Raw genomic sequence first — 24,930 nt, 5'->3', positions numbered from 1 at the left:
CACAAACTCTGCAACTATTAATTAAATACATAAAAAGACATTTCAGAGTAAAGATTAAATTAAAGGAGTCCACCATGAAAACCATCATCCATGTTGTTCAACACCTTGCCCCTGGTGGACTAGAGGCCATGGTTTTAGATATGCTGACGTTTACTAACCCAAAGCACAATATTATGGTGGTTAGCTTAGACGGCACTATAGATAATGCGACTAATGCGTGGCCTAGGTTAAAAAGCCACCAAAATCAGCTGATATTTTTAAACAAATCTTCAGGATTTTCGGTATCCGTTATAAATCAATTACTGACCATATTTAAACAATATAATGTTGATATTGTTCATTCTCATCACATCGGCCCTTTGCTTTACTCTGGTTTTGCCGCCATGCTCAATCGAGACGTAAACCACGTTCATACAGAGCATGACGCATGGCATTTAACCGCCAAGAAACATCTTTATTTACAAAAGCTGGCTCTGTTTTTATCAAAACCAAAATTGGTTGCTGACGCAGACTTTGTAAAAATTACACTAGAAAAAACCTTCAATCAATATCCTATCCATACCATAAAAAATGGCATTGACCCTCACAAATTCACAACGGGAGATCAACATAAAGCGAGAAAATCATTAGGACTCAACTTGCCTAAAAATACGATTCTTATTGGTAATGCCGCTCGTTTAGAAGCAGTAAAAGCTCACCCAAATTTAATTGAAGCCATGATCTTCTTAGATAATAACTACCACTTATTATTGGCCGGTTCAGGGTCTCAAAAAGAGCACCTGCTACATTTAGTTCGACAATACAAACTAGAAAAGCGAGTTCATTTTCTGGGGCATATTGAACAGATGCCGACTTTCTATCAGTCGCTCGATATCTTCTGCCTTCCATCTAACAATGAAGGATTTCCTCTTTCAACATTAGAAGCTCAATCTTGTGGTATTCCTTGTGTTGCACATAACGTTGGCGGTGTTGCTGAAACTTTATGCCCAAAATCCAGTAAATTAATAAATAACAACCTTCCAGCCTCATTAGCAAAAGCAATAAAAGAACTCACAAACCAAAAAACAGAAAGCAACCCAAGAACCTTTATCTTAGATAACAATGATGCGCAATCTATGGCTGACGCCTACGAACACTTATATTTCTCAGGAGTAACCGCATGAATATTATTCTAACCGTTCTCACTTCTCTCAGTATTTTTGCTGTGGTCTATCATCATGTGTTATACCCTATTTTTCTACGTTGGTTTTCATCAAAACACCCGCAGCACAGTGTAAAAGTAATCCCAAGAGGATTTCACCAATCAAAACGTGACCGCTCTTTACCAACAATAACCATGATTATTCCTGCTTATAACGAACAAGAGTGGATTGCGGATAAAATTAGAAACCTATCTTGTCTCGATTACCCCTCTAACAAACTCTCTATTATCATTGCTTGTGATGGATGCACTGATAACACGATTAAGATCACTTATAACACCATTCAAGAAGCCGTGTGTTCTGATGTGCATATTGAAGTTCATGACTTTGAGCAAAACCAAGGTAAAGTGGCATTGCTTAATCAATTAATACCTCAATACAGCAGTGATATCATCGCCCTAAGTGACGTATCAGCCTTACTTTCATTCGATGCCTTACTTATCGCCGCAAAACACTTTGAAAATCCCAGAGTCGGCGTAGTGAACCCGACATATCACCTGCTTGATCCTAGCTCAGAGGGGGAGAAACACTATTGGAAATACCAAACAAAAATTAAGCAACAAGAATCAACCCTTGGCTCTAGCTTAGGTTCTCATGGCGCTTTCTACTTATTCAGACAAGAATTATTTATCCCATTAGATAAAGACACCATTAATGATGACTTTATTTTGCCAATGAAAATTGTCGAACAAGGTTATCAAGCCGTCTACGAACCAAACATTAAAGCTTTAGAATTAGAGCACGTAATGCATGATGAAGATTTCACTCGACGTCTAAGAATATCTGCAGGGAACCTGCAACAATTGCTGCGCTTATTTCCTCTACTTAACCCAAAATACAAGGGGACGGCATTTACTTTTTTCTCGGGAAAAGGATTGCGACTAACCATGCCTTATTTCATGATATTTGCTTATATTGGTTCTGCCGCACTTATCTCTAATCCTATATTTCTTGTTGCCTTTATTGGACAAACTTTAGGTTATGGCATTGGATTAATGGGGTTTCTTTTTCCTCGCTTGTTTTCAAACAAATATTGCCAAACCTTAACCTATTTAGTCACCGGACATATTGCTAATTTATTTGGCGGACTAAACTACGTATTCAATAAACCCATTACTTTTTGGCGTCGTGTGCATAAATAATTAAAGGACAATAATATGATGGACTCTCATTACACAATTAACCAACCGACTATTCGTGCAAAACGCACATTTGATGTCAGTTTTTCTTTAATTGGTTTATTACTAACCTTGCCTCTTTTTCCATTGATAGCATTAGCGATAAAGCTTAATTCAAAAGGACCCATATTCTATCGTCAATTACGGGTTGGAAAAGCAATGCCAGATCAAGTTCATGTTTTTGAAATGATCAAATTTAGAAGCATGGTACAAGACGCAGAAGTAACAACAGGGGCAACCTTAGCAACCAAAGATGACACCAGAGTGACTCTTGTTGGACGATTTTTAAGAAAAACCCGTTTAGATGAATTACCACAATTTATAAATGTCTTAAAAGGAGACATGTCTTTAGTTGGACCAAGACCAGAAAGACCAACATTTTATAATAAATTAGAACATGAAATTCCTTACTTTAGTGAACGAACCTATGGGGTGTTGCCCGGAATAACAGGGCTTGCCCAAGTTAATCAAGGTTACGATACTTGCATTGACGATGTCCGTTCAAAAGTGGGATTTGACCATAGTTACGCTTTATCACTACGATCTATCTCTAGCTGGCTAAGAACCGATCTTTCAATTTTATTGATGACGATAAAAGTAATGCTTTTTGCTAGAGGGCAATAACCAATTGATTAATTAAACCAACAGATACAATCGTTTACTTTAATAAGTAGCAAGGCGTCTCAGTATTAAAAATAAGACGAATACAAAACAGATTTACCTGCTAATATGTGACGATATGTAGAATTTTACTTCTTATTGGGCACCTTAATATGCAGAAGTCCTTAACGTCCTCGATTATCATTCCTGAAAAGATACAACAAGATTGGCAAAACATGCTCAATGTCCTTGCCGATCTTGCTAAAGTACCTGCGACTTTAATAATGAGAATTAATAACGAAAATATGGATGTATTTTCATGCAGTGATTCTACAAATAATCCTTATACCAAAGGAGATAAGCAAGATCTAAATCAACATTTATATTGTGAATATGTTGTTAAACATCGCCATCAATTAATTGTGCCAAACGCCTTAAAAGAACCAAAATGGAAAAAAAATCCTGACGCCGCGCTTAATATGATTGCCTACTGCGGATTGCCTCTATTTTGGCCAGATAACAGTCCGTTTGGAACCATCTGCCTTCTTGATAATAAAGAAAACACATTTAACCCAACTTACCAGTTATTATTAGAAACCTATCAACAATCTATAGAAGCGCAACTTGGCACTTTATTTCAACATTCTGAACTATTAAAAAACCATCAAAAATTACAACAAGAAATTGCGATAAGTAATAAGCATATTACTGAAATAAATATAAAATTAGCGAACGAAATAGATTGCCGTCGAGCAGCAGAACAAAACGTTGAATACCATAAAAATCACGATGCGGGTACTGGCTTTCTAAATCCAACGGCGCTTCATCTACACATGGATAAGCTAATAAATACAAATCAAAATTTTGTTCTACTACAAATTCATTTTGCAAACAGTCGCAAAATACAGCAAGAGTATGGGCATTATATTTTCGATCGTTTATTAACAGAGTATCGTTCTAAGCTAACAAAAATAACGGATATGTCAGTCACTGGACGTTTAGGCTCTTCTGATATTTTATTGATTATTCATACCAATAAAGAAAAACTACCTCAACTATGCCAACACCTTTCCGAAATAGGCCAAACCCAATTTTCAAAGAACGATAAACCTATCCATTTACGAAGCTATATTGGCGCCGTTCACTCTAAAAATAGAGTATCTCGTTCCGATTTATTGCAATGTGCTTACAATACCGTTGTAGAATGTCAAAACTTAGGTAAAACCTTCACTATTTCAGATCGTTCGCTCCCCTTACAATCAAGCTTTTCAGAGCATAAAATTGAAGGGTATTTATTAGAGGCCGTACGTAATAATGATCTGTTTTTAAATTATCAGCCTAAAGTGTGCCCGTATACAAAACGTTGGTTAGGCTGTGAAGCTCTATTACGTTGGGATCATCCACATTTAGGTTCAATTTCTAACGAAGTCTTAATCCAATTAGCCGAACGTAATGGATTAATATATGAATTAGGTAACTTCGCCCTTAGAAGTGCCGTTCAACAAACCTCTGAATGGATCCTGCATTCACCAAACTTTGTTACTGCCGTTAATGTTTCAGCTATTCAATTAAAAGACCCGTATTTTGTTCAGCACATCCAACAACTATTAGAACTTTACAACCTCCCTGCTAAAAATTTAGAACTAGAAGTTACAGAGAGTGGGTTAATTGCAGATGAAGTATTAGCTATTGATACGTTAAATCAACTACATAAAATGGGAATATCAATTGCTCTTGATGATTTTGGAACCGGTTATGCGTCTTTTCAATATTTAAAAAAATACCCATTCGATACCTTAAAAATAGATAAAAGCTTCATTAAAAATATAGAACGAAATACTGCCGATCAGAACATTGTATGTGCCATGATTAATATAGCTAAAAAGCTGAAATTAAAAGTGGTTGTTGAAGGTATTGAAAACATAAACCAAGAACATTTCGTTACCCAGGAAGGGGTTGATATTATTCAAGGGTATCTTTACTCAAAGCCCGTGACTTCTGACAAACTGGAAGAGGGATTATTTAATCAATCTTCTATAGGAACCCCCTACTTTCGATTTATATAGATAAACTTTCCGAATATATTTATAAAAATGGGGAATAAATGCAATTACTCGCAGACAAAAATGGTGAACAGTTTTTACAAATTCACGAACAAAATAAAGATCGTGTTATCGTTCAATTCATCGATACATTTGGGCAACTAAAGGGAAAACCGTTCCGCGATTCTCTTACTGGTTTGTTATTGGTGGGATGGACGTACCGCAGCACCTCTACTGCTATCGGTTTATCCAAGTTTAGACAAGGCATTACCGAAGATCTGGAAGTTAGCTTTGCACTTCATCAACGCTTTCCTCTTGGACGAAAAGTTAAACTCCCTTCAGGTGTCATCGCAACCATTGCTAGCTACGCAAATACCCACTCTGATGGTTATTACCTTTACGTTCGAGTAGAAGAAAGAATTGAACGTCATTTACTGACACCTAATTGGAAAATTCTGCCTTCAGAAGAACTATTGCGCTTACCTTATTACCCAAAACCATTAACACAACAAGAATTGAATACGATTTCAGAATTTGATACGTGGGCTGGTGGTTTCTAAACTCAACAATAATCTGTTATTCTTGCCAAAAATATTATCCATAAAAATGAAGTCAGCATGAATACTCAAAAAATAGAGCAAGAAGTTCAACAATGGTTAGAAGATGTGGTTATCGGCCTTAATCTTTGCCCATTTGCGGCGAAACCAAACCGTAATAAGCAAATCAAAATTTTTGTATCTGAAGCGACAACAGAAGAAACTCTGCTTGAAGATATATTACAAGAATTAATGAATTTAGATTCTAAAACAGCAGAAGAACTAGAAACCACGCTCGTTGCTATTCCAAATATGCTACAAGATTTTATGGATTATAACTTCTTCTTAGATTGGGTTGATGCGCTTATTAAGCAGCAAGAATGGGAAGGTACATTCCAAATTGCAACTTTCCATCCTGATTACTGTTTTGGCGGAGCTGCTCCTGAAGATGATGAAAATCTAACAAACCGCTCTCCGTATCCAGTATTTCATCTTATCCGTGAAGAAAGCATGGCAAAAGTGTTAAAGCACTATCCAAACCCTGAAGCCATTCCAGACACAAACATCGCTCGTGTCGAAGCATTAAACCCTGAAGAGCGTCGTAAGTTATTCCCTTACTTGTTTGTATAACCTACGCTAGTTGTATAACCAGATTTACTTGGAGAGAGCCTAATGAAACGTATTGTTTTATATGTCGCTGACAAATGCCCACATTGCAAAGACGCGCAACGTTACCTTGATTCTAAAAAGATCGCATATAGATTGACCAATGCAAAAATGCAACGAGGACGTAAGGAACTACAGGCCATGGGGGCTCGTTCTATCCCTGTTCTTAAGATTGGTGATCAAGTGATGGTTGGTTGGAATCAGAAGAATTTCGATAAAATGTATAACAGTTAATCGCTCTATATCGCAGATATAGTAAATAGTAAAAATGGAGCCTAATTGGCTCCATTTTTTAACTTAAAGAAAATGCATTACCCAAAGATCTTACTCCAAATACTTGGGTTACGCTTTTTATGATATTCCACTCTCAGCTCATCAATTTGCGCTAATGTTTCTTTTGCTTTATCTAAATTACCCGCTTCTAAGTCCAATTTAATAAGCTCAACCGATACTGATAACTTATTAAAACCTTCTTGATACATTTCTTCTTTTTCTGGGGTATATGTTTCTTGTTTTAGATAATCAATTAATGATTCAAGCTTCATTACCGATTTGCTCATTTCTTCAATAGAGTCGGCTCGTTCACTTAGCTTAAATTCTAATCTCATTTCTTTCATCGCTGCTTTTGTATCAACAGGGGCGCTAATGAAAGTTGATGTTGTCTCAATCGCATCTGTAGATTCATTCGTAGTATTTGCAGCAACGCCAGCAGAAAAAGTCAGGGCTAACGTTAAAAATAGAGTTCTCATAGTAATCCTTTAAATAAACGAGATGGGCAGTGTAATGTATTGCCTCTCATACTCACAGGATTAATATGTTTCAATACCATAACGTCTCATATTTTCATTAATCAACAGTGATGCTATCTACATAAATAATGTAATTATCTTCTTTATTTACTTCACCCTTAAGCGTCACCTTATCGTTTGGTTTTACTTGTGAGCTTGGCATTCTATCGCCATCAATTTTGACATTTAATGTTCCGGTGTCATCCTTAAATACATACACTTCTTTTCCTAAAGGCTCGACTAAATACCCTGTAAGTAAGATCGGTGTATCTTCAATGACAGCACTGGCATTCAATACAGATTCTACTGTATTTATCCCATTAACAGGTTTTGAAAATTCATCCTGATAATTAGCAGTTTGGTCATTAGCAGATGCGAGAGTTGATGAACATGCTAATATAATGGTGAATAAAACATTTCTCATTTTCATAATTAAATACCTTTAATGTCATATATAAAAAATTAAAACCACTCTACTATTTTCAACCTAATCTAATATATTTATTAAAAAATCGGGCTCAATAGTTAGTGGTCTTAAAAACTCTATTTTTCACATTACTCTTTGTTTAAAACCATATCAACTATTTCTTTACTCTTACTGATTGTAGATTATTTAAAGTAAATAACATCGTCTTATTAACTTATTTTAAATAACAATATTGATATGTATGGCGTTTATATTATTCGAATAAAACAATCCCGCAACCTTAGGTAACCAGAGTTTAACTCATTGATATACATCACTCTCCAAGCATAAAGTCCCAATCAAATTTCTACTTTTAATTTTTAACTTTAAGGCGTAAAGTCCTAATAAATATATTCATCAGGATAAAATAATGAACTCAACAGATAAGCGACTATTGGATCAAATACTAGAATTAGAAGGCAAAGACCTAACCAAACTCACTAAGCAAGAAAAAGAAGTATTCGATACGTTTGAAGCAAAATCTCATGAATTTGGTTTAAAAATTGAGATTGCAACAGAAGCGCCTATTAATGATATTAAACAAGGAACGTCATCTTATTCTGTTAATCAGATAGATAACCATTTCCCAAATCAAATCATTATTAAACGTATTTAAGATTAATGTTGGATAACATTCACAACTTATCTTTTGTTATTAATGTCACATTAATAATATGGCATTAATAACATCAGAATAAATATATGATAAATAAAGATGATAGCTTATTTTTTATAATCTACATCCATCATCTTAGATACATTCTCTTTCACTGCTGATATCAACTCATTTCTAAACCATTTATGGCTTGGATCGTGTTTTAGTTTTTTTAACCAAATTAGATAATTAGAAATCTGTTTTGATTCAAAAGGCGGTTTAAGAACTTGAAGTTGTAAATGCTCTTCAAACTGCAATGCCATTGAGAGTGGCACTGCGGTAAGATAATCAGACTGACTACATAATAGCATGTTACTGAACATTGAGCGTCCATGGTAAGCGACTTTACGCTTGGTGATGTCTATCGAAGTATAATGACCAAGTGTATACATCTGGTTTCTTGTTCGCTCTAAAACGGCGTGTGTTTCATTCATATATTGAGAGATACTCAATACTTCTTTAATTCTTGGATGCCCTTTGCGACACACAATCACAAACTCACCATCAAAAAGATGGGTGGATTCTATATTAGGGTGAGTTGGTGGGACAATATCGATCATCACATCAAACTTTTGAGTCAACAATCCATCGTACATGGTTTCATCGTTGTCTGACTGCTCAAACAATTCTAATGAGATGTTCTTTTTTGGTCGATCAGCAAAGGTTCTGAGCAATATCCATTGAAGGTGCTCTGGTGCTGTCATAACAAAATTTCGTACTGAAGTATTAGGGTCAAACTCACCAAAGCCTTGAAACACACCATTAAGCTGCTGAATTGGGGCTTGGATTTCTGCGTATAAACTGGTGGCATAAGAGGTGGGTACAACACCACGACCACTACGTATAAAAAGCTCATGCCCTATTTCTTTCTTTAATCGTCCTAGAGCTGTACTGATCGTCGATTGGTTGGTATTTAGATGATCTGCGGCCTTGCTTAAACTTCCCTGCTCCATTACTGCTACAAATACCGCTAATAGATTAAAATTTGGAATATCATTACTCATTAGGCTCATCTTAATTGCATTCTCATCACCTGAATAATTTACCGTAAAGCTACTATATATGAGATCTCAATTCTTATTTATTGAGATACGACCCACATTAAAATCGCCTTTATCCACCACAATCACTTTAAAACCTATCGTAAAACCGATGAATTGAATTCGGATTAGCCTCTATTTCTCCACCTTTCAGGTCACTATGATTAACGACAAGAAAATTACTTTATTATTTAAAAATAAAAGAAGGTCGTTATCATGACTAATAGATTTAAAAAACTAACTCTACCTATCACCATTGCAGCGGTTTTATTCACATCACACGCAACGGTTGCAACCCCTATGACTGAAGCGACCTCTAAAATAGGTCAAGAGCTGCAAACTAGCTCTGCTGCGCAATATCAAAATCTAGATCTTAATGCTCGTTATAAAAGCGACGTGTTATTTGAGCACAAATCAAACCTATTTTGGGGGAAAGGCGATCGAATTAAAGTCTTGTCTAAAACAGGAAAATCACTGGCTTATACTGAAGAATCAGATCATGTACACCCTAGCCTAACAAAGCATGGTCGTAAAATGGATCAAGCCATCATTCAAGTGGATGATAATGTGTACTTAGGTTATGGGTTTGGTCTTGATACTCCCGTAATGATTGAAGGTGATGACGGTATCATCATCGTTGATCCAGGCGAATCAGTACAAATGGCTGAATCAGTGCGCGAACAATTCCGTAAGATCACTGATAAGCCAGTTAAAGCTATCATCTATTCTCACAACCATATTGACCATATCTCTGGTGTTCGTGCTTGGACAACCGATGAAAAAGTCGCTTCAGGTGAAGTGAAAATCATTGCACAAGAAGGCTTGACTGACGCAGTAGCAAACTGGTCTTCTAACTTAGGTACTTTATTTGGTCACCGCACTTCTTACACTGGTGCAAAACACGTTGAAGAAGGTGAACATGGCACAGTAAACGATGGCCTTGGTCCTCGCTTCATGCAAGGTGATATCTCTTTCATCGAACCAAATACGCTTATTGAAGCTAATGGTACGCTAGACATCACTATCTCAGGCGTACATATGCAGATCGTAAACGTGCCATCTGAAACTAAAGATGAGATCGTTGTTTATCTTCCTGAACAAAAAATCTTGCACGCAGCGGAAGTTCTACAAGGTGAAAACTTCCCGAACTTACATACTATCCGTGGTACTAAATTCCGTGACCCATCAATGTGGTTCAAAGGCATCGATACCATGCGTCAGTTTGATACTGAAATCATGATCAACTCACACGGTCGCCCTGTTGAAGGCAAAGAAGCTGTCGCTAATGTTCTTACCTCTTACCGTGATGCGATTCAATACACTCACGATCAAACCATTCGTTATATGAACAAAGGCATGACGCCTGATGAGCTAGTTGAAGTGGTTAAACTACCTAAACACCTTGCTGAGCACCCTTGGTTAGGTGAGCACTACGGAACCGTTGCACACGCCGTTCGTCAAATTTATGTAGGTTACAATGGTTTCTTTGAAGCAGACCCTTGGCAGTTAGAGCCAATGGCTTATGAGCAACGTGCAAAAGCGTTTGTTGAGATCATGGGCGGTCGTGACAACATCATCAAAACGGCAAAAGCGGCCATTAAAGCTGAAAACTACACGTTTGCTGCTGAGATCCTTTCTTACCCAATTACGGTAAACACAGAAGATACTGAAGCTCGTCAATTGAAAGCCGTTGCTTACAAAGCATGGGCAGCAGATCAAGTGAACATTAACTGGCGCAACTGGGGACTTAACGCTGCTGCCGAATTAGAAGGTACTCGTGATTTTTCTAATATGATCAGCTTCGCTTCGGTAGATGTGTTAACCGCATTACCAAGTAAGCAAATTTTCGACATGATGACATCAACTCTAATTGCAGAAGAGACGCTGAATGTTGAAATGGCGTTAACGTACAATTTCTCAGATACTAACGAATCATTTACGATAGAGATCCGCAACGGTATCGCTCAACTACACAATACCGCATTAGATAATGCTGATGTGCAAATCAATACCTCTCGTAAAGTACTAAACCAAATCTTGATAGCAGGACCTAATGCTCAACAGGTGATTGGTAAAAGCTTACAGTCAGGTGATTTTAAGTTCTCTAACGGCAGTATCAAAGATTTTGGTCTTTTCATGAGTTACTTTGATAAACCAATGAGCCCTGAAAATATCATGCTTATCGTTCGTTAATACTGTCAATAGTTAGCGTCCAACAACCTAAGAAGGGGATCAACATTGGTCCCCTTAATTTTGTGTAAGGAGTCATACCTATGATTAAAAAATTCACCTTACTGTTAGCATTTTTTTCTTCACTGAGTTTTGCTTGTGGACTGCATCAAGACACTGGGTTTAGCTTAATTACCGAGCCTGGTTCATTAGATGTATTTGCAGAAATCATTGAGGTAAGAAAAAATGATACTTTAGGTAATACCAATAAACCTGAGCACTTTCAATTGTTCGCCATTAAATCAGCGTTAGCCAAACCAAATGATCACCAAATTAATTTTAGTTTATTTGAAGCAATCAAAGGGCATTACAGCAAGGTGACGCTTGAGCAAGGCATCAATATTACGGGCAGAGAAACCTTACCTGAAAAAGAAGAGTTGCTGCTAATCACAGAACTTGATGTGCTAGATGCACTTGCAACAAAAAAATTATCGTGGGATGACGCGAAGAAAAGCCAATTGGTCATCATTAATGGCAATAAAAATGATGTAGAAACGCTAGATCGTTGGTTTAGTTCTCTATTTAAATCAATATGAACCCAAATAAAAAAGCCCTGTTACTGCATTCACAATAAAAGGGCTCGAGGTTTACCTTACTTTAATGGTTTTAATAGCTGCTTAATCACACTCACCAAGCTCATAAACACAATCATCATGGCTAATAATGGCAACACAATCCACATTCCGATGTGCAGTCTTGGTTCAAGTTTAAAGCCCCATTTCACCAAGCTAAAAACAATCGCCTCAGCGCCCATCACAGCAACAAAACCGGCGGCTAATGCCATTACCCCGTATTCACTCCATAACGTCTGACTAATACGCTGACGGCTTGCGCCAAGCGTTCGATAAAGGGTGATTTCACGTTGGCGCTGATACAAACTCAAACGAAGCAAAGTGAATATCAATAATACGCCACTCACCACACCTAAACCGGCCAATACACTTAACGACCACGTAATTTGCGCGAGCATCGCTTGGATCTTCCCACCCATGGTTCTAAAATCCAATAAACTTACGGTTGGGTAATCACGAGCTAATTGATTCAGCAATGTATTTTCATTGTCATCTATTTTAAAACTCACTAACCACGTCGCAGGTAAATCAACAATCACATCAGGTGTAAAGATAAAATAGAAATTCGGTTTCATGCTTTGCCAGTCGACGATTCGGATAGAGTTAACCACCGCAGAAAAAGACTGACTGTTCACAGAAAAGCTTAATGTATCTCCAATTTCAATGCCTAAGTCATTAGCAACGTCTTGTTCAACAGAAACGCCATTCGACGTTGTCCACTCTCCTGAAACTACTTCATTATGGATAGGCAATGCATCACGCCATGTAAAGTTAATTTCCCGACGTAGTGCTTCTGAACCTTGCCCTTCTCCTTTCATTTTGTCTTTGGTGCTTTCGTTATTAATCTCAGTTAAGCGACCACGAACAATCGGGTATCCTTCTGAGCGATCTAATTTCTCATTATCCAGCTTTTGCAAATACTCTTGCTGTTCATAAGGGGCAATATTCATCGCAAAAACATTGGGCGCATCAGGCGGAAGTGTTTGTTGCCAATCACCCAATAGATCGGTTCTTACTAACCAAATCACCGCAACAAGCATTAACGAGCCTGATAAAGCGGCTAACTGCATCATGCTGTTTTTTGGGGAACGTTTAATTCGGCTAAGTGCCAATGTCATTGCCGCTCCCCATTTAAAGCGGCCAAATAAATGCACTAACCCATAACTGATCCCTGCTAATAGAACGAACAGCACCACCAAACCAACCGATACCATCCACACTAAACTGTTAGTGCCATACATTAATAAGAATGCCACCACTGGTACGGCAATAAGCCACAATCCCTTTTTAGAAGAAGCGGTAATTTGAGATTGCAATACCGCTATCGCAGGCGTATCAAGTAACCGTAATAACGGAATACCCAATGCCGGTAAACCGATAAACAACGCCACGACGGAACCGAACACAAACGGCTGCCAACCATAACTTGGTAGATCCTCAGGTAAGATCCCTGCCAGTGGAATACGCAGTAATAACTCTAGCCCAAGACCAATTAAAGAGCCCGCCGCCACTCCGGTAAAAAACATCAATCCGACTTGGCTTAATAACCAACGCTTCAACCATTGCTTACTTGCACCCATGCTTTTTAGCATAGCTACGGTATTAGCACGGCTGGTCGCATAATGTTGGCAGGTTAATACCAAGGTGACGGATGCCATTAATATCACCATCAAAATAGTTAATGATAAATACTGTTTGGCTTTTTGCATTAAATCCGCCGTTCGACCTTGCGTTTCTTCGCTTATCCAACGCTCTCCGGCTTGCAATTCATAATCATTTTGCAGTAACGCTATTGCACTATCTTCACCTTTAAATAAGGTTCGATATTGAACACGGCTGCCAAGTTGAATTGCACCGGTTTTATCGAGATCAGATTGATGAATAAACACACTGGGCATGGTTCTAAATGGGTTAAACGCTAACTCAGGTTCAGATTCAATTACACCACTGATTGGCAATTCTGCATCACCAATGGCTATCACATCTCCAATATTGAGTTCGAGTAATGATAAAAGACGATCTGCAATCCATACTTCACCTTGTTGAACGTGAGTATGTATTTCATTGTTAGCCCCATTCAATAAGAGCTCACCGCGAAGTGGGTAATTACTTTCGACCGATTTTACACTCACCAGTTGCATTCCAGTGTCGCTGAATGCCATGGTTTGAAAACGCACTTGAGAAGATAAAACTAAATTTTGGTCATGCGCTTGTTGCAGAATCAATTCGGGGGTTGGATTGGCAGAGCGAAACACAAGATCGGCAGCCATCATGGAACGGCCTTGATCCGTCATTACTTTCTCAACTCGAATGGCCAAGGCAGACAAAGCAACCACACACGCCACTATTAAAGTTAATGCCGCCATCACCGGCCATAATTGACCTTGCCATATCTCCCGCCAACTCCAGCGCAATATCATTTTATTTCCTGAGGCGTTTGGCCTCATTGATTGCTCACTCATATCGCTTTTACCTCTTCATTAATCTGTCCTGCATTAATGGTTAGTGTGCGCTCACATCGCTGTGCGAGTTTAGGATCATGAGTGATAAGTACTAAGGTGGTGCCATGTTTTTGATTCATCTCAAACAGCAATTCAATGATGTGCTCTGCTGTATGTTGGTCTAAATTTCCGGTTGGTTCATCTGCAAACAAAATACGAGGTTGAGTCATAAAGGCACGCGCTAATGCCACACGCTGCTGCTCTCCCCCTGAAAGTTGAGAAGGAAGATGCGTTTCACGGCCAGATAAACCGACAGAATCGAGTAACTGTTTCGCTTTTTGAATATCTTCGCCTTCACCTCGTAAAATCGCAGGCAGCGTGACATTTTCAAGCGCGGTTAATGATGGGATAAGTAAGAAGCTTTGAAAAACAAAACCAATGGATTCACTGCGAATTTTAGCACGAGCTTCATCATCTAATTGAGACAGGCTTTGTCCTAATAATTCAATGTCTCCAGAGCTTGGGATATCTAATCCAGCCAGCAAAGTCATCAACGTTGATTTACCTGCGCCAGATGTGCCTACAATCGCCACACTTTGACCTGACTGAACCTCAAAAGAGATGTCTTTTAAAATGGTTAATTCAGCGTCATTTGAAATTACTGATTTCCCTACTGAGCTCACTGTTATGGCAGCTGTCATCGTCATTTCCTTTTGATATTATTTTTATGTTATTACACGTATTGTATATGTAAGTGCCCATTAATCAGCAATCCCTTTACACTTCTTTAACTAAAACACTCTCGTCATATGAATCGATAAATACGATCACCATTACATTTAGGATTACTTATCCATAATAAATTAAGCTGTACGAGGAGATATTGCTCGTAATATAACCATTCACATTTAACGAATCATAGACATTGTAAACCCTCTGAAATAGGCTATTTCATATGAATCATCACAAAAAGCCTAGTTTTCTAATCAGTAAGGTTTTTCATTTCTATGAGTATTTATCAACTTAAACCTAGATTTCAATCTCTCTTACGTCCTTGTGTTAATCGACTTGCAAATGCAGATATTTCCGCAAATCAAGTCACTCTCTTTACTCTTATCTTCACGTTTGGAGCATCTGTCGCGCTCTTCTCTATTGGAGAAAGCGTATGGTGGGGAGTTTTACCCATTGTTCTTTTTATACGCATGGCCTTAAATGCTATTGATGGCATGCTTGCTCGTGAGCACAACATGACCTCTTCACTTGGGTTAGTGTTAAATGAGGTTTGCGATTTAATTTCTGATGCTGCTATCTATTTAAGTTTTATCGCGATAACCGGATTCAACGCTTATGCATTATTTGGCTTCGTTTTGCTTGCATGGTTAAGTGAAGTGATTGCTATTCTCTCCGTTCAAATAACACAGAACCGAGCTAACCAAGGCCCACTGGGTAAAAGTGACCGAGCTTTTTTATTTGGCGTTCTGGGCTTACTAGTTGCCTTGGGGATAGATTTCACCCCCATCGGGCTGTGGATAATACTCATCGCCAACCTCGCGATTGTTGTCACCATATACAAACGTTTACACACTATTATTTAGGCAAATTATGACATTAAATCACCAAAGCTTTTCGTCTTGGGATGAGACAAAGATTATCTACCGCTCTTGGAACCAACAACCTGATACCAAAGGGATCATCTTGTTGCTACACCGAGGACATGAACATTCAGGAAGAATGGAAGCGATGGCTAATTTCTTTGTGGACCATAATTATACCGTTTATGCTTGGGATGCACGTGGTAATGGATTATCTGAAGGCCCACGAGATGATGCAGAGCATTTCTCAGCCTTCGCTAAAGATCTTCAACTTTTTGTAGAGCAGATTAGTAAAGAAACCCAACGTTCAACTGAAGATATGTTTGTTATTGCCAGTAGTATGGGTGCTGTTATTGCCACAAGCTGGGTTCATGATTATGCTCCCAATATTAGAGGAATGATCCTCGCTACCCCAGCGTTCAACATCCGTTTATATGTCCCTTTTGCTATCGCGCTATTAAAAGTAGCAAGGAAGCTATCCCTGTTACCTAAAGTCACCAGTTATGTAAAATCAAAAGTACTGACTCATGATAGAGCTCAACAAACGATTTATAATCAAGACCCACTTATCTCAAGATCTATATCGACCGATCTTTTAATTGATACCTACCAAACAGGACAAAGGATCATTGATGATGCAGAAACAATCCATACACCAACCTTGGTACTGTGTGCAGGGCAAGATTGGGTAGTGAGTCGCTCAGCTCAACGTAAATTTTATAATCGCCTCTCTTCTACAAAAAAAGAATGGACTTACTATCCTGATCTTTATCACGCGATTTTTCATGAAGATAAAACAACAGACGTTTTCAACAGATGCCAAACTTTTATTGATGAATGCTTTGTACAACCTAGCACTAAGGTTAATTACAGCAAAGCCAATCACTATGGAGTAAGCAAAGATAAGATGGATTCGTTACTATTACCTAGCATAAATCCAGTCTATCCAATCACCAGAGTGGTACTGAACTCAATTGGTCGTTTAAGCCAAGGAATTAACATTGGTTTACAGCATGGATTCGATTCAGGCCAATCACTCGATAATGTTTATACTAATAAGGCACAAGGGAACACCTTTGTTGGTAAAATAGTGGATAGAATTTATCTCGATAGCCCAGGCTGGCAAGGCATTCGCTGTAGAAAAGTAATCATCGCCGAGCTACTCAAAAAATACATTGATGCCACACAAACATTCCATGTACTTGATATCGCAAGTGGTAATGGTCGTTACCTATTTGACCTTATGGAATCAAATCCTCTGATCTCTGTTGAAATGAGAGACTTTGACCCATCAAATATTCAAATAATGGCTTCACGTATTGAAACCATGAATTTAGAAACACGCGCCACCTCTATTCAAGCCGATGCATTTTCTAAAGAAAGTTATCTTAATAAATCAAACTACGATCTTGCTATTGTTTCAGGGCTATTCGAACTCTTTCCTGATAACACCATAATCAAAACGGCGTTAGAGGGTATGATTAATCAACTAGCTCCCGGTGGTTATTTACTTTATACCAATCAACCTTGGCACCCACAGCAAGAGTTTATAGGCAGAACCCTCAATAATCACAGAGGGGAACCATGGATTATGCGCTGTCGTTCTCAAGCCGAAATGGACGCTTTAGTTACAGAAGTAGGATTAACAAAAGTGGATATGGACATTGACCCTAGTGGCATATTTACCGTATCTATTGCTCAAAAGAGTCTCTAAGCATGAAGCCAAATACCAAGAGTAACCAAATACCAGGGAAGCATAAAGATAAAACATTTGAACATACGATGCTAATGTCTGGTGGTGGTTCACGATTTGGTTATTATCTTGGAATGTATGCAGCAGCCATTGACTCTAACAAACACCCCGATGCTATTTTTGCCACCTGTGGCGGTGCTATCGCTGCAGGTATTATTGGATCATTTAACTCAATTGAAGAGCAAAAAGAAGCACTGTTAAGTCATGAACTACACCAGATGTCTCAACGAATTCAATGTAATAGGAGGCATTCGCTTATCAAGCTCTTTCTCGATCTTGGTAAACGGTATCTCCATCGTAAAGCAACAGATATTTTCCCCGACCTCCATCACGATGCGATTTTTACGATCGATGATGAAACAAAGCCTTTGTTCCCTTTCATTCCTAATTACGCTTCAAACAGCTGTACCATTGCGATAATTGGCTCAAAACTCTGCTTTAATGAAAGCCAAGTCGGGACAAAAAGACACTCTTCACCTCTATTTGAAGAAGTTGTTTTTAGCAATAACAAGGGAATTTCAGCTTTATCAAAAGCCCCCTATACCCCTCATTCTTCTCTTATCAAAAACGTTTTTAAAAAAGAAGATTCTGTCTCTTTTCAGAATGCGATTCGTATCTCAGTGTCTGATATTTATTATTTACCCCCATACTCAGTTGCAGGAAATAACTACATGGGAGGAATGTTGGATCTAGTGCCTTTTCATCTTGCTCAACATTGTTCAACAATGCTCTCACTAGAAGAAAAACAGCCTTTCTCAAGCTTTAGTGCCATCCCCGCTTTTTTACATCTTCTAGGCTATAACCCTAATGATGTTCAACAAACTATTCCACGCAGGGCACAAGATATTTGGATCGATACAGCCGACTCACCAAAGAGACTCAAAGCCCATCAAATCAATAAAAAGATACAATGCTTATCCAACCAAATAGAGCTTGAAACCCCAAGCTATGATCAATTTCGTACAATGATGCAAGCTCAATGGGATTATGGTTACCACAAAGCCTCTATGGCATTTAATCAACACAAAAAGTAGGAAGCCACATGAATGTAATCATTATTGGTGGAACAAGTGGAATTGGCCTCGCTCTAGCAAGGTATTATCTAAATACAGGCAATCAAGTCGTTATTTGTGGACGAGATATTACCAAGGTACCAGTAGAGCTAATAACACCCTCCTTATTCCTGATAAATGTAGATGTGAGCCATTATGATGAAGTCATTAAATTTTTTGATTCGTTAAAAAAAAGTCCAATGGATATTCTGATCTATTGTGCCGGAAAGTATTTTAATGAAAGGCGTTTAGATCTCACTCAGGATGAGCAAAATGAAATGAAGTTGGTAAACGAAACAGGGTTTAATCTCTGTTTTAAGCTAGCATCACAAAAAATGACCGCTCAAGGCTACGGTCATTTGGTAACCATCTCTTCAATCGCAGGGTTAGTGCGATCTTCTTCACCAACACTTTATAGTCGCTTAAAAGCCGATATGATTACACAAACAAAGCACTATGCAACAACCTTAACAAAACATAATATCAATGTAACGGCTATCGCACCGGGTTATATAAACACCCAAAAACTCAGAGAATTAAATGGAGGAGATGCCTCTCATAAACCCTTTTTATTAGAAGAATATCAAGCCGTAAATTGTATAATCAAAGCCATTAAGCAGAAAGCGGGTCTCAGTATTTTCCCTTTAAGAATGAAGCTACTCGTTACGCTTTTAAACTGCTTACCTTCACGTTTGGTTACTAAAGTATTAAAAGCTCGACAATAAGTAGAAATATTGGCGTAGCTAACAGTAAGCTATCAATACGATCAAGCAGTCCACCGTGCCCAGGGAGTAAAGTCCCCATATCTTTAACACCAAACTTACGCTTTACCCATGAAACACAGACATCTCCTGAAACGCCTAATGTTGTTAAGGTAAAACTCATCGCTATGGCTGAGACTAAAGAAAAAGGGGTAATAAATAAAGCAAGGATAGTCGCTAACACTGATACAATTAACCCACCTCCAATTGCCCCTTCCACCGTTTTATTAGGACTTATTGTTGAACACAATTGGTGTTTACCAAATTGTTTACCAACAAAATATTGAATCGCATCATTAAATTGCGTCACAAAAATAAGATATAACACATAACTCATCGCTACTTCACTCTCTTTATGACTAAGTAATAGGGTAAAAGAGAAAAGAAAAACAGCAAGTAAAACCATAATGCTTAGCAATGGGGCAACCTTATTATTTCTTCCTGTCACCAACTCGTTTTGGGATATAAAAAGACAAATTAGAGCGCAAGTAAACCCTATAACTCCAGTTATCAGCATAATATAAAAAGACCAATAACTTAGTAGTATTGGTAGCGTCATTGATATTATCAAAGCACGGGTTGTTAAGGCGTTTAATCGACTCACCTTTGCTATTTCTTGAGCCCCCATTAACCCTAAGAATAAAATAAATAAAGGCATACATGAAATAGGCAATAACACAAAGAGAGTGAGCACAAATAGCATCCACCACCATGATCTAACACGTAAATAAAACTCAGAACTAAGAGATTCTTTTTTGATAAAAGCAGCAACCGTAGCAACAGAGATAAAAATAAACATTATCAACATAAAAATTAAATTAGGGCTCATAGCTTATCTTTCTCTACGCTGTATTCACTTAATTTTTGTAGTAGCTCTTGATCTAAATAACACTCTCTCAACATAACATGGGGGTTTAAAGTCGATAAATACGCCTTAACATCACACGGTTCACATTCGCCTGATCGCACAAGATAACTTGCGATCATGGCATAGCTGCGACTAATCCCCATCGTACAATGTACATAAACAGAAAAAACTTCATTATTTCTTTTTATCATTTCTATAGATTCACAAAAAAGCACCGCATCAACCATTGTGATCGGCTGTAAATCTAATAAAGGTAAATATCTATATTGATTATCGCTTTGATAGGCATCATCGTAATGAAGAGTCGACATTAGTGATAGCTCTGAACTCAAATCAATAACATGTGTAAATTTTTCTCGTTCATCGAACTTCGATAATCGTCGGCCAACACTTAACCATGGCAAGATAGAAACGACTGGCTGTTTATCAACCCAAGAACGCATCTTCCACATAAACCAATAGACAAATCGATAAGGAAATAGACAAACAAGATAGATCATCCCTATTGTGCCATTCCGACGCTTACCAAGCACATAAGGTTTATTCATAAAATAAGCAATGAATAGCAGGCCAAATCCTATTGATAAATAGCCAAACAATAGACTTAATATCGGATTAACGAGCGTCAATATCATACTCAATAACCAACAGGTTGATGCTAACGATAAATAGACTTGTGACAGATAGCTCAACAGATAATATCGAGTGAAGCAGATAACACCAACAGCAACAGCAACTCCGCTAATCACATCAAGAATCCGATGTTGGTAAGTAAATAGTGTTGATACCAACATTAATGCAATACTCACCGTAATGACCCAATTGAGTGTACTATTGAGTCGCCCAAATAATGAGAACCATAATAAAATGCCGTAGATAATATGCAAAGAAGGTGCTTGATTATAAGGTTTATCAAAAAAATACACCAAATCAAAACCAAGCTCCCAAGGGTAATTAATCACCAACTCAACCGAGCCAAAATAGAGTGGGTATAAATAAAAACACCACCCTGAGATTAAAACGGCAAGTAACATATTTTGATTTAATTGTTGATACTTTTTAGAATCATTAACATAAAAAAAGGCAAGCAAGAAATAAATAGCAGAACTTAAATAAGGGATGATCATCCATTCAGTAAAAGGAAGAGCTAAATCAAATTCAGTAATAATACTTCGAGTTATCCCTTGATGTTCTGCATACCAATTATTACTGATATAAATAAGCATAAATATCAAAGATTGAAATAATATCAACATGGTTTTTGTAATAACTGATTTCGTATTATTTTTAGTTTTATCCTGCACGAGGTTTTCAATATCCTTATTGGTAAACAAGCTGCTACTTGAGTCACGATATCTATCGTTAATGATGTTTTAATTTGAAAGACATACTTCGATCCCTTTCAAATTAAAATAAATATTGCAATATGTTCTCATCCTTATCATTGTATGTCTCATCATATCTACTGAGCTTGTATATTATGCGTCGTATTTTTACTTTATTTCTAGTTCTTCTTGCTAGCCTATACTTTCCATTACAAAATGCATATAGCCAAACGCTTCTTATCCTTGGTGATAGTTTAAGTGCTGGTTACAATATGCCAATAGAGCAAAGTTGGCCTTCGTTATTGCCTGCTAAATTAAATAAACTAAATAAGCCTACAGAGGTAGTTAACGGCAGTATTTCAGGTGACACCACAGGAAATGGATTAAACCGCCTACCGGCCTTGTTATCCCAACACAAACCTAATTATGTATTAATTGAGCTAGGCGCAAATGATGGCTTACGTGGTTTTCCACCACAAAAAATAAATGCCAATTTAGAAAATATGTTTGCTCAGATTAAAGCCGCTAACGCCCAACCTCTATTAATGCAAATTCAAGTGCCACCTAACTATGGTAAACGTTATAGCCAAGCGTTTGGTTCACTTTATCCTAAACTTAGTGAAAAGCATGACATTGCTTTACTGCCCTTTTTTTTAGAACACATAATTATAAAACCAGAATGGATGATGAAGGATGGGCTTCACCCAAAACCAGAAGCACAACCGTGGATTGCTGAGTTTATGGCAAAAGAACTTTCACCTTATTTGAAATAAATAGATTTCAGGGTAAAACCAGCCCAATAAAAAAGCCGAATACTAAAAAAGTATTCGGCTTTTATTTAATATTAGAAAATTTTATCTAATCAAGATCATCTGATGACGAATCACTGTGATCATCAGAACTGTCATCTGATGAACGCTGAGTGCCACACAACGTATAGTACTTAGGTTTAAAGTTAATCTTATTTTGATACTTCAACCAACATTGTGCAAATTCTGAAATCGCAGCAGGCTGATGCTGTACTTGCTCAACAAATCGTAATTCAGCTTCTGATTCAGCTACCACTACACCGTTTAGTAATGATTGCATTGTTCGACCATAAGTTTCTAAAATCAACGCTTCGCGGATTGTGAAACCACTACGACTAAAACCTCTTTTGAAGTTTTTGTCATCATAAAATTTAGTAAGAGTTCGCATTGATGCTTCTTCGTGACCACAAGAAACGTATATGTAATTCAGAGTGAGCTCGTTGTACAACAAAAAATATTAGCGCTTTCAATCAAAATATTTTATTGTTGGCAATATCACCATCAAAGAGATGAAAACATTGGATACGGATCTGCTTAAAACCTTCTTAGAAGTCACAAAAACGCGTCATTTTGGGCGTGCTGCAGAGCATTTATTTCTTACCCAATCCGCTGTAAGTTTTCGCGTTCGCCAATTAGAATCGCAATTAGGGAATCCTCTTTTTACGCGTCAACGCCATAATGTACAACTTACGGCTGCGGGCGAACGTTTACTTCCTTATGCTGAAGCTATTTTGCAAACGTGGGGGCGAGCTAAACAAGATGTCGCGCTAACGGAAGAATACAACTCGCAAATAACCATCGGGGCAAGTGCTTTAATTTGGGAATTTGATGGTATTTCTGACTGGATTAATAGTATCTACGAAACGATACCAGGTTTGGCTTTACGTTTAGAGTCGATACCTCGTCAAGATCTCGCAAAAGCATTATTAGATAAAAGCGTTGATCTCTTTATAACAAGTGAACCCCCTAAAATTGATGGGATCCGAGTCTTTAAAATCAGAGATTATCAACTTCAATTAGTGTCTAAAGAGCTGAATTGTACGTTAGCAAGCACACAAACCATGCCATTAGTTTATTTGGATTGGGGGGCTCGTTTCGCCATCCAACACAGTAAAATCACTGAATTACAAAAAACACCGATTTTACACAGTCACTCTTCTAAAATGGCGTTAGATTATTTACTGACTCACACAAGTGTTGGCTATTTACCTGCACCAGTGATTAACCAAAACGTTGAAAATAAGGAGCTTTATTTAGTCGAAGGGGCTCCAGTGATGGAACAGGCATTGTATTTGGTATGGCAAGAAAAGAGCGAGAAAGCTGAACTTATCGAACAAATTACCAATATTAATCCTAAAATGGTGACAAAAAGCGTGTAAGTAACCTCTCTCTTAAAAAAAAGAAGGACTCAATTGAGTCCTTCTTTTTTATCTCATAAAAATGGCAACAACGAAAAATCATTATTGCCATAATATAAATCAACGAGTTCTTTATTTATTTTATGAGTGCTTACATGCCAACCGACATATGCAATCCATAAAATACACCGCGATTAATTAATTCAGAAACCAGCACACAACCAAAGCTAAGTAGCATCATTGGTAGCGCAGGCTTACTTGAAAGTAAACGTGGCGAGAACATTAACGCAAAACCAATAAACAACAGACCAATGCGTAGTACCTGCAGGGTCATCATGTTTGGAATGAGATCTGACGCTTCAACAATCGCAGATGATACATGACTAAGACCAATCATTTGGCTGATCGTCACAATCACACTGATCGCTAATGCAATCGCAGCAACCGTCGGTAATACATTATCAAGATCACGATGGTTATGCTTTGAACCCACCAATAAAGTATGGGCAAATACCAATCCAGAAATAGTCATGGTTAGTAGAAACGTTAATGGTGTATAAACACTGTTCCACGTTGGAACGGTATTGATAAGGTACACCTTAATCATGGCGTACATGAAACCAGCGCCAATCAACATCGCTAGCAACAATAACGCTTTTTTCACACTTTCAGACCCTTTATTTAATACGTTAAGTAACCAATAAAAGCCACCTGCTGCAAAGAATAAACTTGATGCGAAAATTTCATTAGATAACCATGAGCTACCCACGCGATTAAGTGCATTAAACGCTCTAAATGGACTGCCTAAATGCATTATAGATGCCATTAGACCTAAACCCATTAATGCCCAAAGAAAAAACATACTGCGATGTAAACGCGTATCTTCATCTTTTGATAGTTTGCCACTTAACGTAACACAGCCTAATACTAAGAAAGCGCCGACAGCGGTTTGAGAGAGTACCGTGAATAAAATCAACGGCCATTCATGCCAAGCCAT

25 protein-coding genes are annotated in these 24,930 nt (G+C 37.8%); 16 read left to right on the top strand and 9 right to left on the bottom strand.

The window, feature by feature from the left end; translation table 11 throughout:
- Window positions 1–74 precede the first annotated feature (74 nt).
- From A6E03_RS04965 to A6E03_RS04935, 7 genes are all read left to right on the top strand, one after another.
- Window positions 75–1,163: a glycosyltransferase gene (locus tag A6E03_RS04965; protein ID WP_065600295.1), complete on the top strand. Its 1,089-nt coding sequence runs from the start codon at window positions 75–77 to the stop codon at window positions 1,161–1,163.
- The gene (locus A6E03_RS04960; RefSeq protein ID WP_065591964.1) at window positions 1,160–2,344 is read left to right on the top strand and encodes a glycosyltransferase family 2 protein; all 1,185 of its coding nucleotides are present in this window, start codon (window positions 1,160–1,162) and stop codon (window positions 2,342–2,344) included. The genes A6E03_RS04965 and A6E03_RS04960 overlap by 4 nt, the downstream gene beginning before the upstream one ends.
- 15 nt (window positions 2,345–2,359) lie before the next feature.
- A complete protein-coding gene (locus A6E03_RS04955) occupies window positions 2,360–3,004 on the top strand; it encodes a sugar transferase (protein WP_065591965.1) in 645 nt (214 codons plus the stop codon).
- A 149-nt stretch (window positions 3,005–3,153) separates the two neighbouring features.
- Window positions 3,154–5,046 carry a bifunctional diguanylate cyclase/phosphodiesterase gene (locus A6E03_RS04950; protein WP_065591966.1) on the top strand — a complete coding sequence of 631 codons (1,893 nt, stop codon included), beginning with the start codon at window positions 3,154–3,156 and terminating at the stop codon, window positions 5,044–5,046.
- Between the two features lie 38 nt (window positions 5,047–5,084).
- Window positions 5,085–5,582, top strand: coding sequence for a hypothetical protein (locus A6E03_RS04945; RefSeq protein ID WP_065600294.1), 498 nt, complete (start codon window positions 5,085–5,087; stop codon window positions 5,580–5,582).
- Window positions 5,583–5,639: 57 nt separating this feature from the next.
- Entirely contained in the window at window positions 5,640–6,188 is a 549-nt protein-coding gene (locus A6E03_RS04940; RefSeq protein WP_065600293.1) for a DUF1415 domain-containing protein, read from the top strand.
- A gap of 42 nt (window positions 6,189–6,230) precedes the next feature.
- Window positions 6,231–6,458, top strand: coding sequence for a glutaredoxin family protein (locus A6E03_RS04935; protein WP_012551652.1), 228 nt, complete (start codon window positions 6,231–6,233; stop codon window positions 6,456–6,458).
- Window positions 6,459–6,535: 77 nt separating this feature from the next.
- Here the strand turns inward: A6E03_RS04935 and A6E03_RS04930 are convergent, their stop codons facing one another.
- Window positions 6,536–6,973 carry a cytochrome b562 gene (locus tag A6E03_RS04930; protein ID WP_065600292.1) on the bottom strand — a complete coding sequence of 146 codons (438 nt, stop codon included), beginning with the start codon at window positions 6,971–6,973 and terminating at the stop codon, window positions 6,536–6,538.
- Window positions 6,974–7,070: 97 nt separating this feature from the next.
- Entirely contained in the window at window positions 7,071–7,442 is a 372-nt protein-coding gene (locus tag A6E03_RS04925; protein ID WP_065600291.1) for a YgiW/YdeI family stress tolerance OB fold protein, read from the bottom strand.
- Window positions 7,443–7,848: 406 nt separating this feature from the next.
- Between A6E03_RS04925 and A6E03_RS04920 the strand changes: the two genes are divergently transcribed.
- The gene (locus A6E03_RS04920; RefSeq protein WP_065600290.1) at window positions 7,849–8,094 is read left to right on the top strand and encodes a hypothetical protein; all 246 of its coding nucleotides are present in this window, start codon (window positions 7,849–7,851) and stop codon (window positions 8,092–8,094) included.
- Between the two features lie 107 nt (window positions 8,095–8,201).
- On the opposite strand, the gene A6E03_RS04915 is transcribed toward A6E03_RS04920, so the two are convergent.
- The gene (locus tag A6E03_RS04915) at window positions 8,202–9,137 is read right to left on the bottom strand and encodes a LysR family transcriptional regulator (RefSeq protein ID WP_065600289.1); all 936 of its coding nucleotides are present in this window, start codon (window positions 9,135–9,137) and stop codon (window positions 8,202–8,204) included.
- 252 nt (window positions 9,138–9,389) lie between these two features.
- Between A6E03_RS04915 and A6E03_RS04910 the strand changes: the two genes are divergently transcribed.
- On the top strand, window positions 9,390–11,366 hold the full coding sequence (locus tag A6E03_RS04910) for an alkyl sulfatase dimerization domain-containing protein (RefSeq protein WP_065600288.1): 1,977 nt from the start codon (window positions 9,390–9,392) through the stop codon (window positions 11,364–11,366).
- Between the two features lie 80 nt (window positions 11,367–11,446).
- On the top strand, window positions 11,447–11,938 hold the full coding sequence (locus A6E03_RS04905) for a hypothetical protein (RefSeq protein ID WP_065591973.1): 492 nt from the start codon (window positions 11,447–11,449) through the stop codon (window positions 11,936–11,938).
- Window positions 11,939–11,994: 56 nt separating this feature from the next.
- Here the strand turns inward: A6E03_RS04905 and A6E03_RS04900 are convergent, their stop codons facing one another.
- Both A6E03_RS04900 and A6E03_RS04895 read right to left on the bottom strand, forming a co-directional pair.
- Window positions 11,995–14,436 carry an ABC transporter permease gene (locus A6E03_RS04900; RefSeq protein WP_065600287.1) on the bottom strand — a complete coding sequence of 814 codons (2,442 nt, stop codon included), beginning with the start codon at window positions 14,434–14,436 and terminating at the stop codon, window positions 11,995–11,997.
- Window positions 14,433–15,116, bottom strand: a complete 684-nt coding sequence (locus A6E03_RS04895) for an ABC transporter ATP-binding protein (RefSeq protein ID WP_065600286.1) — start codon at window positions 15,114–15,116, stop codon at window positions 14,433–14,435. Before A6E03_RS04895 ends, A6E03_RS04900 begins: the two co-directional genes overlap by 4 nt.
- Window positions 15,117–15,422: 306 nt before the next feature.
- On the opposite strand from A6E03_RS04895, the gene A6E03_RS04890 reads away from it, so the two are divergent.
- The 4 genes from A6E03_RS04890 to A6E03_RS04875 are packed head-to-tail and all read left to right on the top strand — an operon-like array spanning window position 15,423 to window position 19,537.
- Entirely contained in the window at window positions 15,423–16,010 is a 588-nt protein-coding gene (locus A6E03_RS04890) for a CDP-alcohol phosphatidyltransferase family protein (RefSeq protein WP_065591976.1), read from the top strand.
- A gap of 7 nt (window positions 16,011–16,017) precedes the next feature.
- Window positions 16,018–17,721, top strand: coding sequence for a bifunctional alpha/beta hydrolase/class I SAM-dependent methyltransferase (locus A6E03_RS04885; protein ID WP_065600285.1), 1,704 nt, complete (start codon window positions 16,018–16,020; stop codon window positions 17,719–17,721).
- 2 nt (window positions 17,722–17,723) lie between these two features.
- Window positions 17,724–18,794, top strand: coding sequence for a patatin-like phospholipase family protein (locus A6E03_RS04880; RefSeq protein WP_065600284.1), 1,071 nt, complete (start codon window positions 17,724–17,726; stop codon window positions 18,792–18,794).
- A gap of 8 nt (window positions 18,795–18,802) precedes the next feature.
- The gene (locus A6E03_RS04875) at window positions 18,803–19,537 is read left to right on the top strand and encodes an SDR family oxidoreductase (protein WP_065600283.1); all 735 of its coding nucleotides are present in this window, start codon (window positions 18,803–18,805) and stop codon (window positions 19,535–19,537) included.
- Here the strand turns inward: A6E03_RS04875 and A6E03_RS04870 are convergent.
- Together A6E03_RS04870 and A6E03_RS04865 are read right to left on the bottom strand one after the other, a co-directional pair.
- The gene (locus A6E03_RS04870; protein ID WP_065600282.1) at window positions 19,512–20,402 is read right to left on the bottom strand and encodes a phosphatidate cytidylyltransferase; all 891 of its coding nucleotides are present in this window, start codon (window positions 20,400–20,402) and stop codon (window positions 19,512–19,514) included. The two genes, A6E03_RS04875 and A6E03_RS04870, sit on opposite strands and share 26 nt — an antisense overlap.
- Window positions 20,399–21,667 carry a dual specificity protein phosphatase family protein gene (locus tag A6E03_RS04865; RefSeq protein WP_176703451.1) on the bottom strand — a complete coding sequence of 423 codons (1,269 nt, stop codon included), beginning with the start codon at window positions 21,665–21,667 and terminating at the stop codon, window positions 20,399–20,401. Before A6E03_RS04865 ends, A6E03_RS04870 begins: the two co-directional genes overlap by 4 nt.
- Before the next feature lie 254 nt (window positions 21,668–21,921).
- On the opposite strand from A6E03_RS04865, the gene tesA reads away from it, so the two are divergent.
- Window positions 21,922–22,539, top strand: a complete 618-nt coding sequence (tesA, locus tag A6E03_RS04860; protein ID WP_065600280.1) for a multifunctional acyl-CoA thioesterase I/protease I/lysophospholipase L1 — start codon at window positions 21,922–21,924, stop codon at window positions 22,537–22,539.
- An 85-nt stretch (window positions 22,540–22,624) separates the two neighbouring features.
- On the opposite strand, the gene A6E03_RS04855 is transcribed toward tesA, so the two are convergent.
- Complete coding sequence (locus A6E03_RS04855; RefSeq protein ID WP_083190298.1) at window positions 22,625–23,023, bottom strand: DUF413 domain-containing protein; 399 nt, start codon at window positions 23,021–23,023, stop codon at window positions 22,625–22,627.
- A gap of 70 nt (window positions 23,024–23,093) precedes the next feature.
- On the opposite strand from A6E03_RS04855, the gene hdfR reads away from it, so the two are divergent.
- Window positions 23,094–23,954: an HTH-type transcriptional regulator HdfR gene (hdfR, locus tag A6E03_RS04850; RefSeq protein WP_065600461.1), complete on the top strand. Its 861-nt coding sequence runs from the start codon at window positions 23,094–23,096 to the stop codon at window positions 23,952–23,954.
- Between the two features lie 130 nt (window positions 23,955–24,084).
- Here hdfR and A6E03_RS04845 read toward each other — a convergent pair whose 3' ends face one another.
- On the bottom strand, window positions 24,085–24,930 hold the full coding sequence (locus tag A6E03_RS04845) for a DmsC/YnfH family molybdoenzyme membrane anchor subunit (protein ID WP_065600279.1): 846 nt from the start codon (window positions 24,928–24,930) through the stop codon (window positions 24,085–24,087).

Origin of the sequence: Aliivibrio sp. 1S128, assembly GCF_001691065.1 — a bacterium.
Lineage (GTDB): Bacteria > Pseudomonadota > Gammaproteobacteria > Enterobacterales > Vibrionaceae > Aliivibrio.
This window is presented reverse-complemented; position numbering and strand designations above follow the sequence as displayed.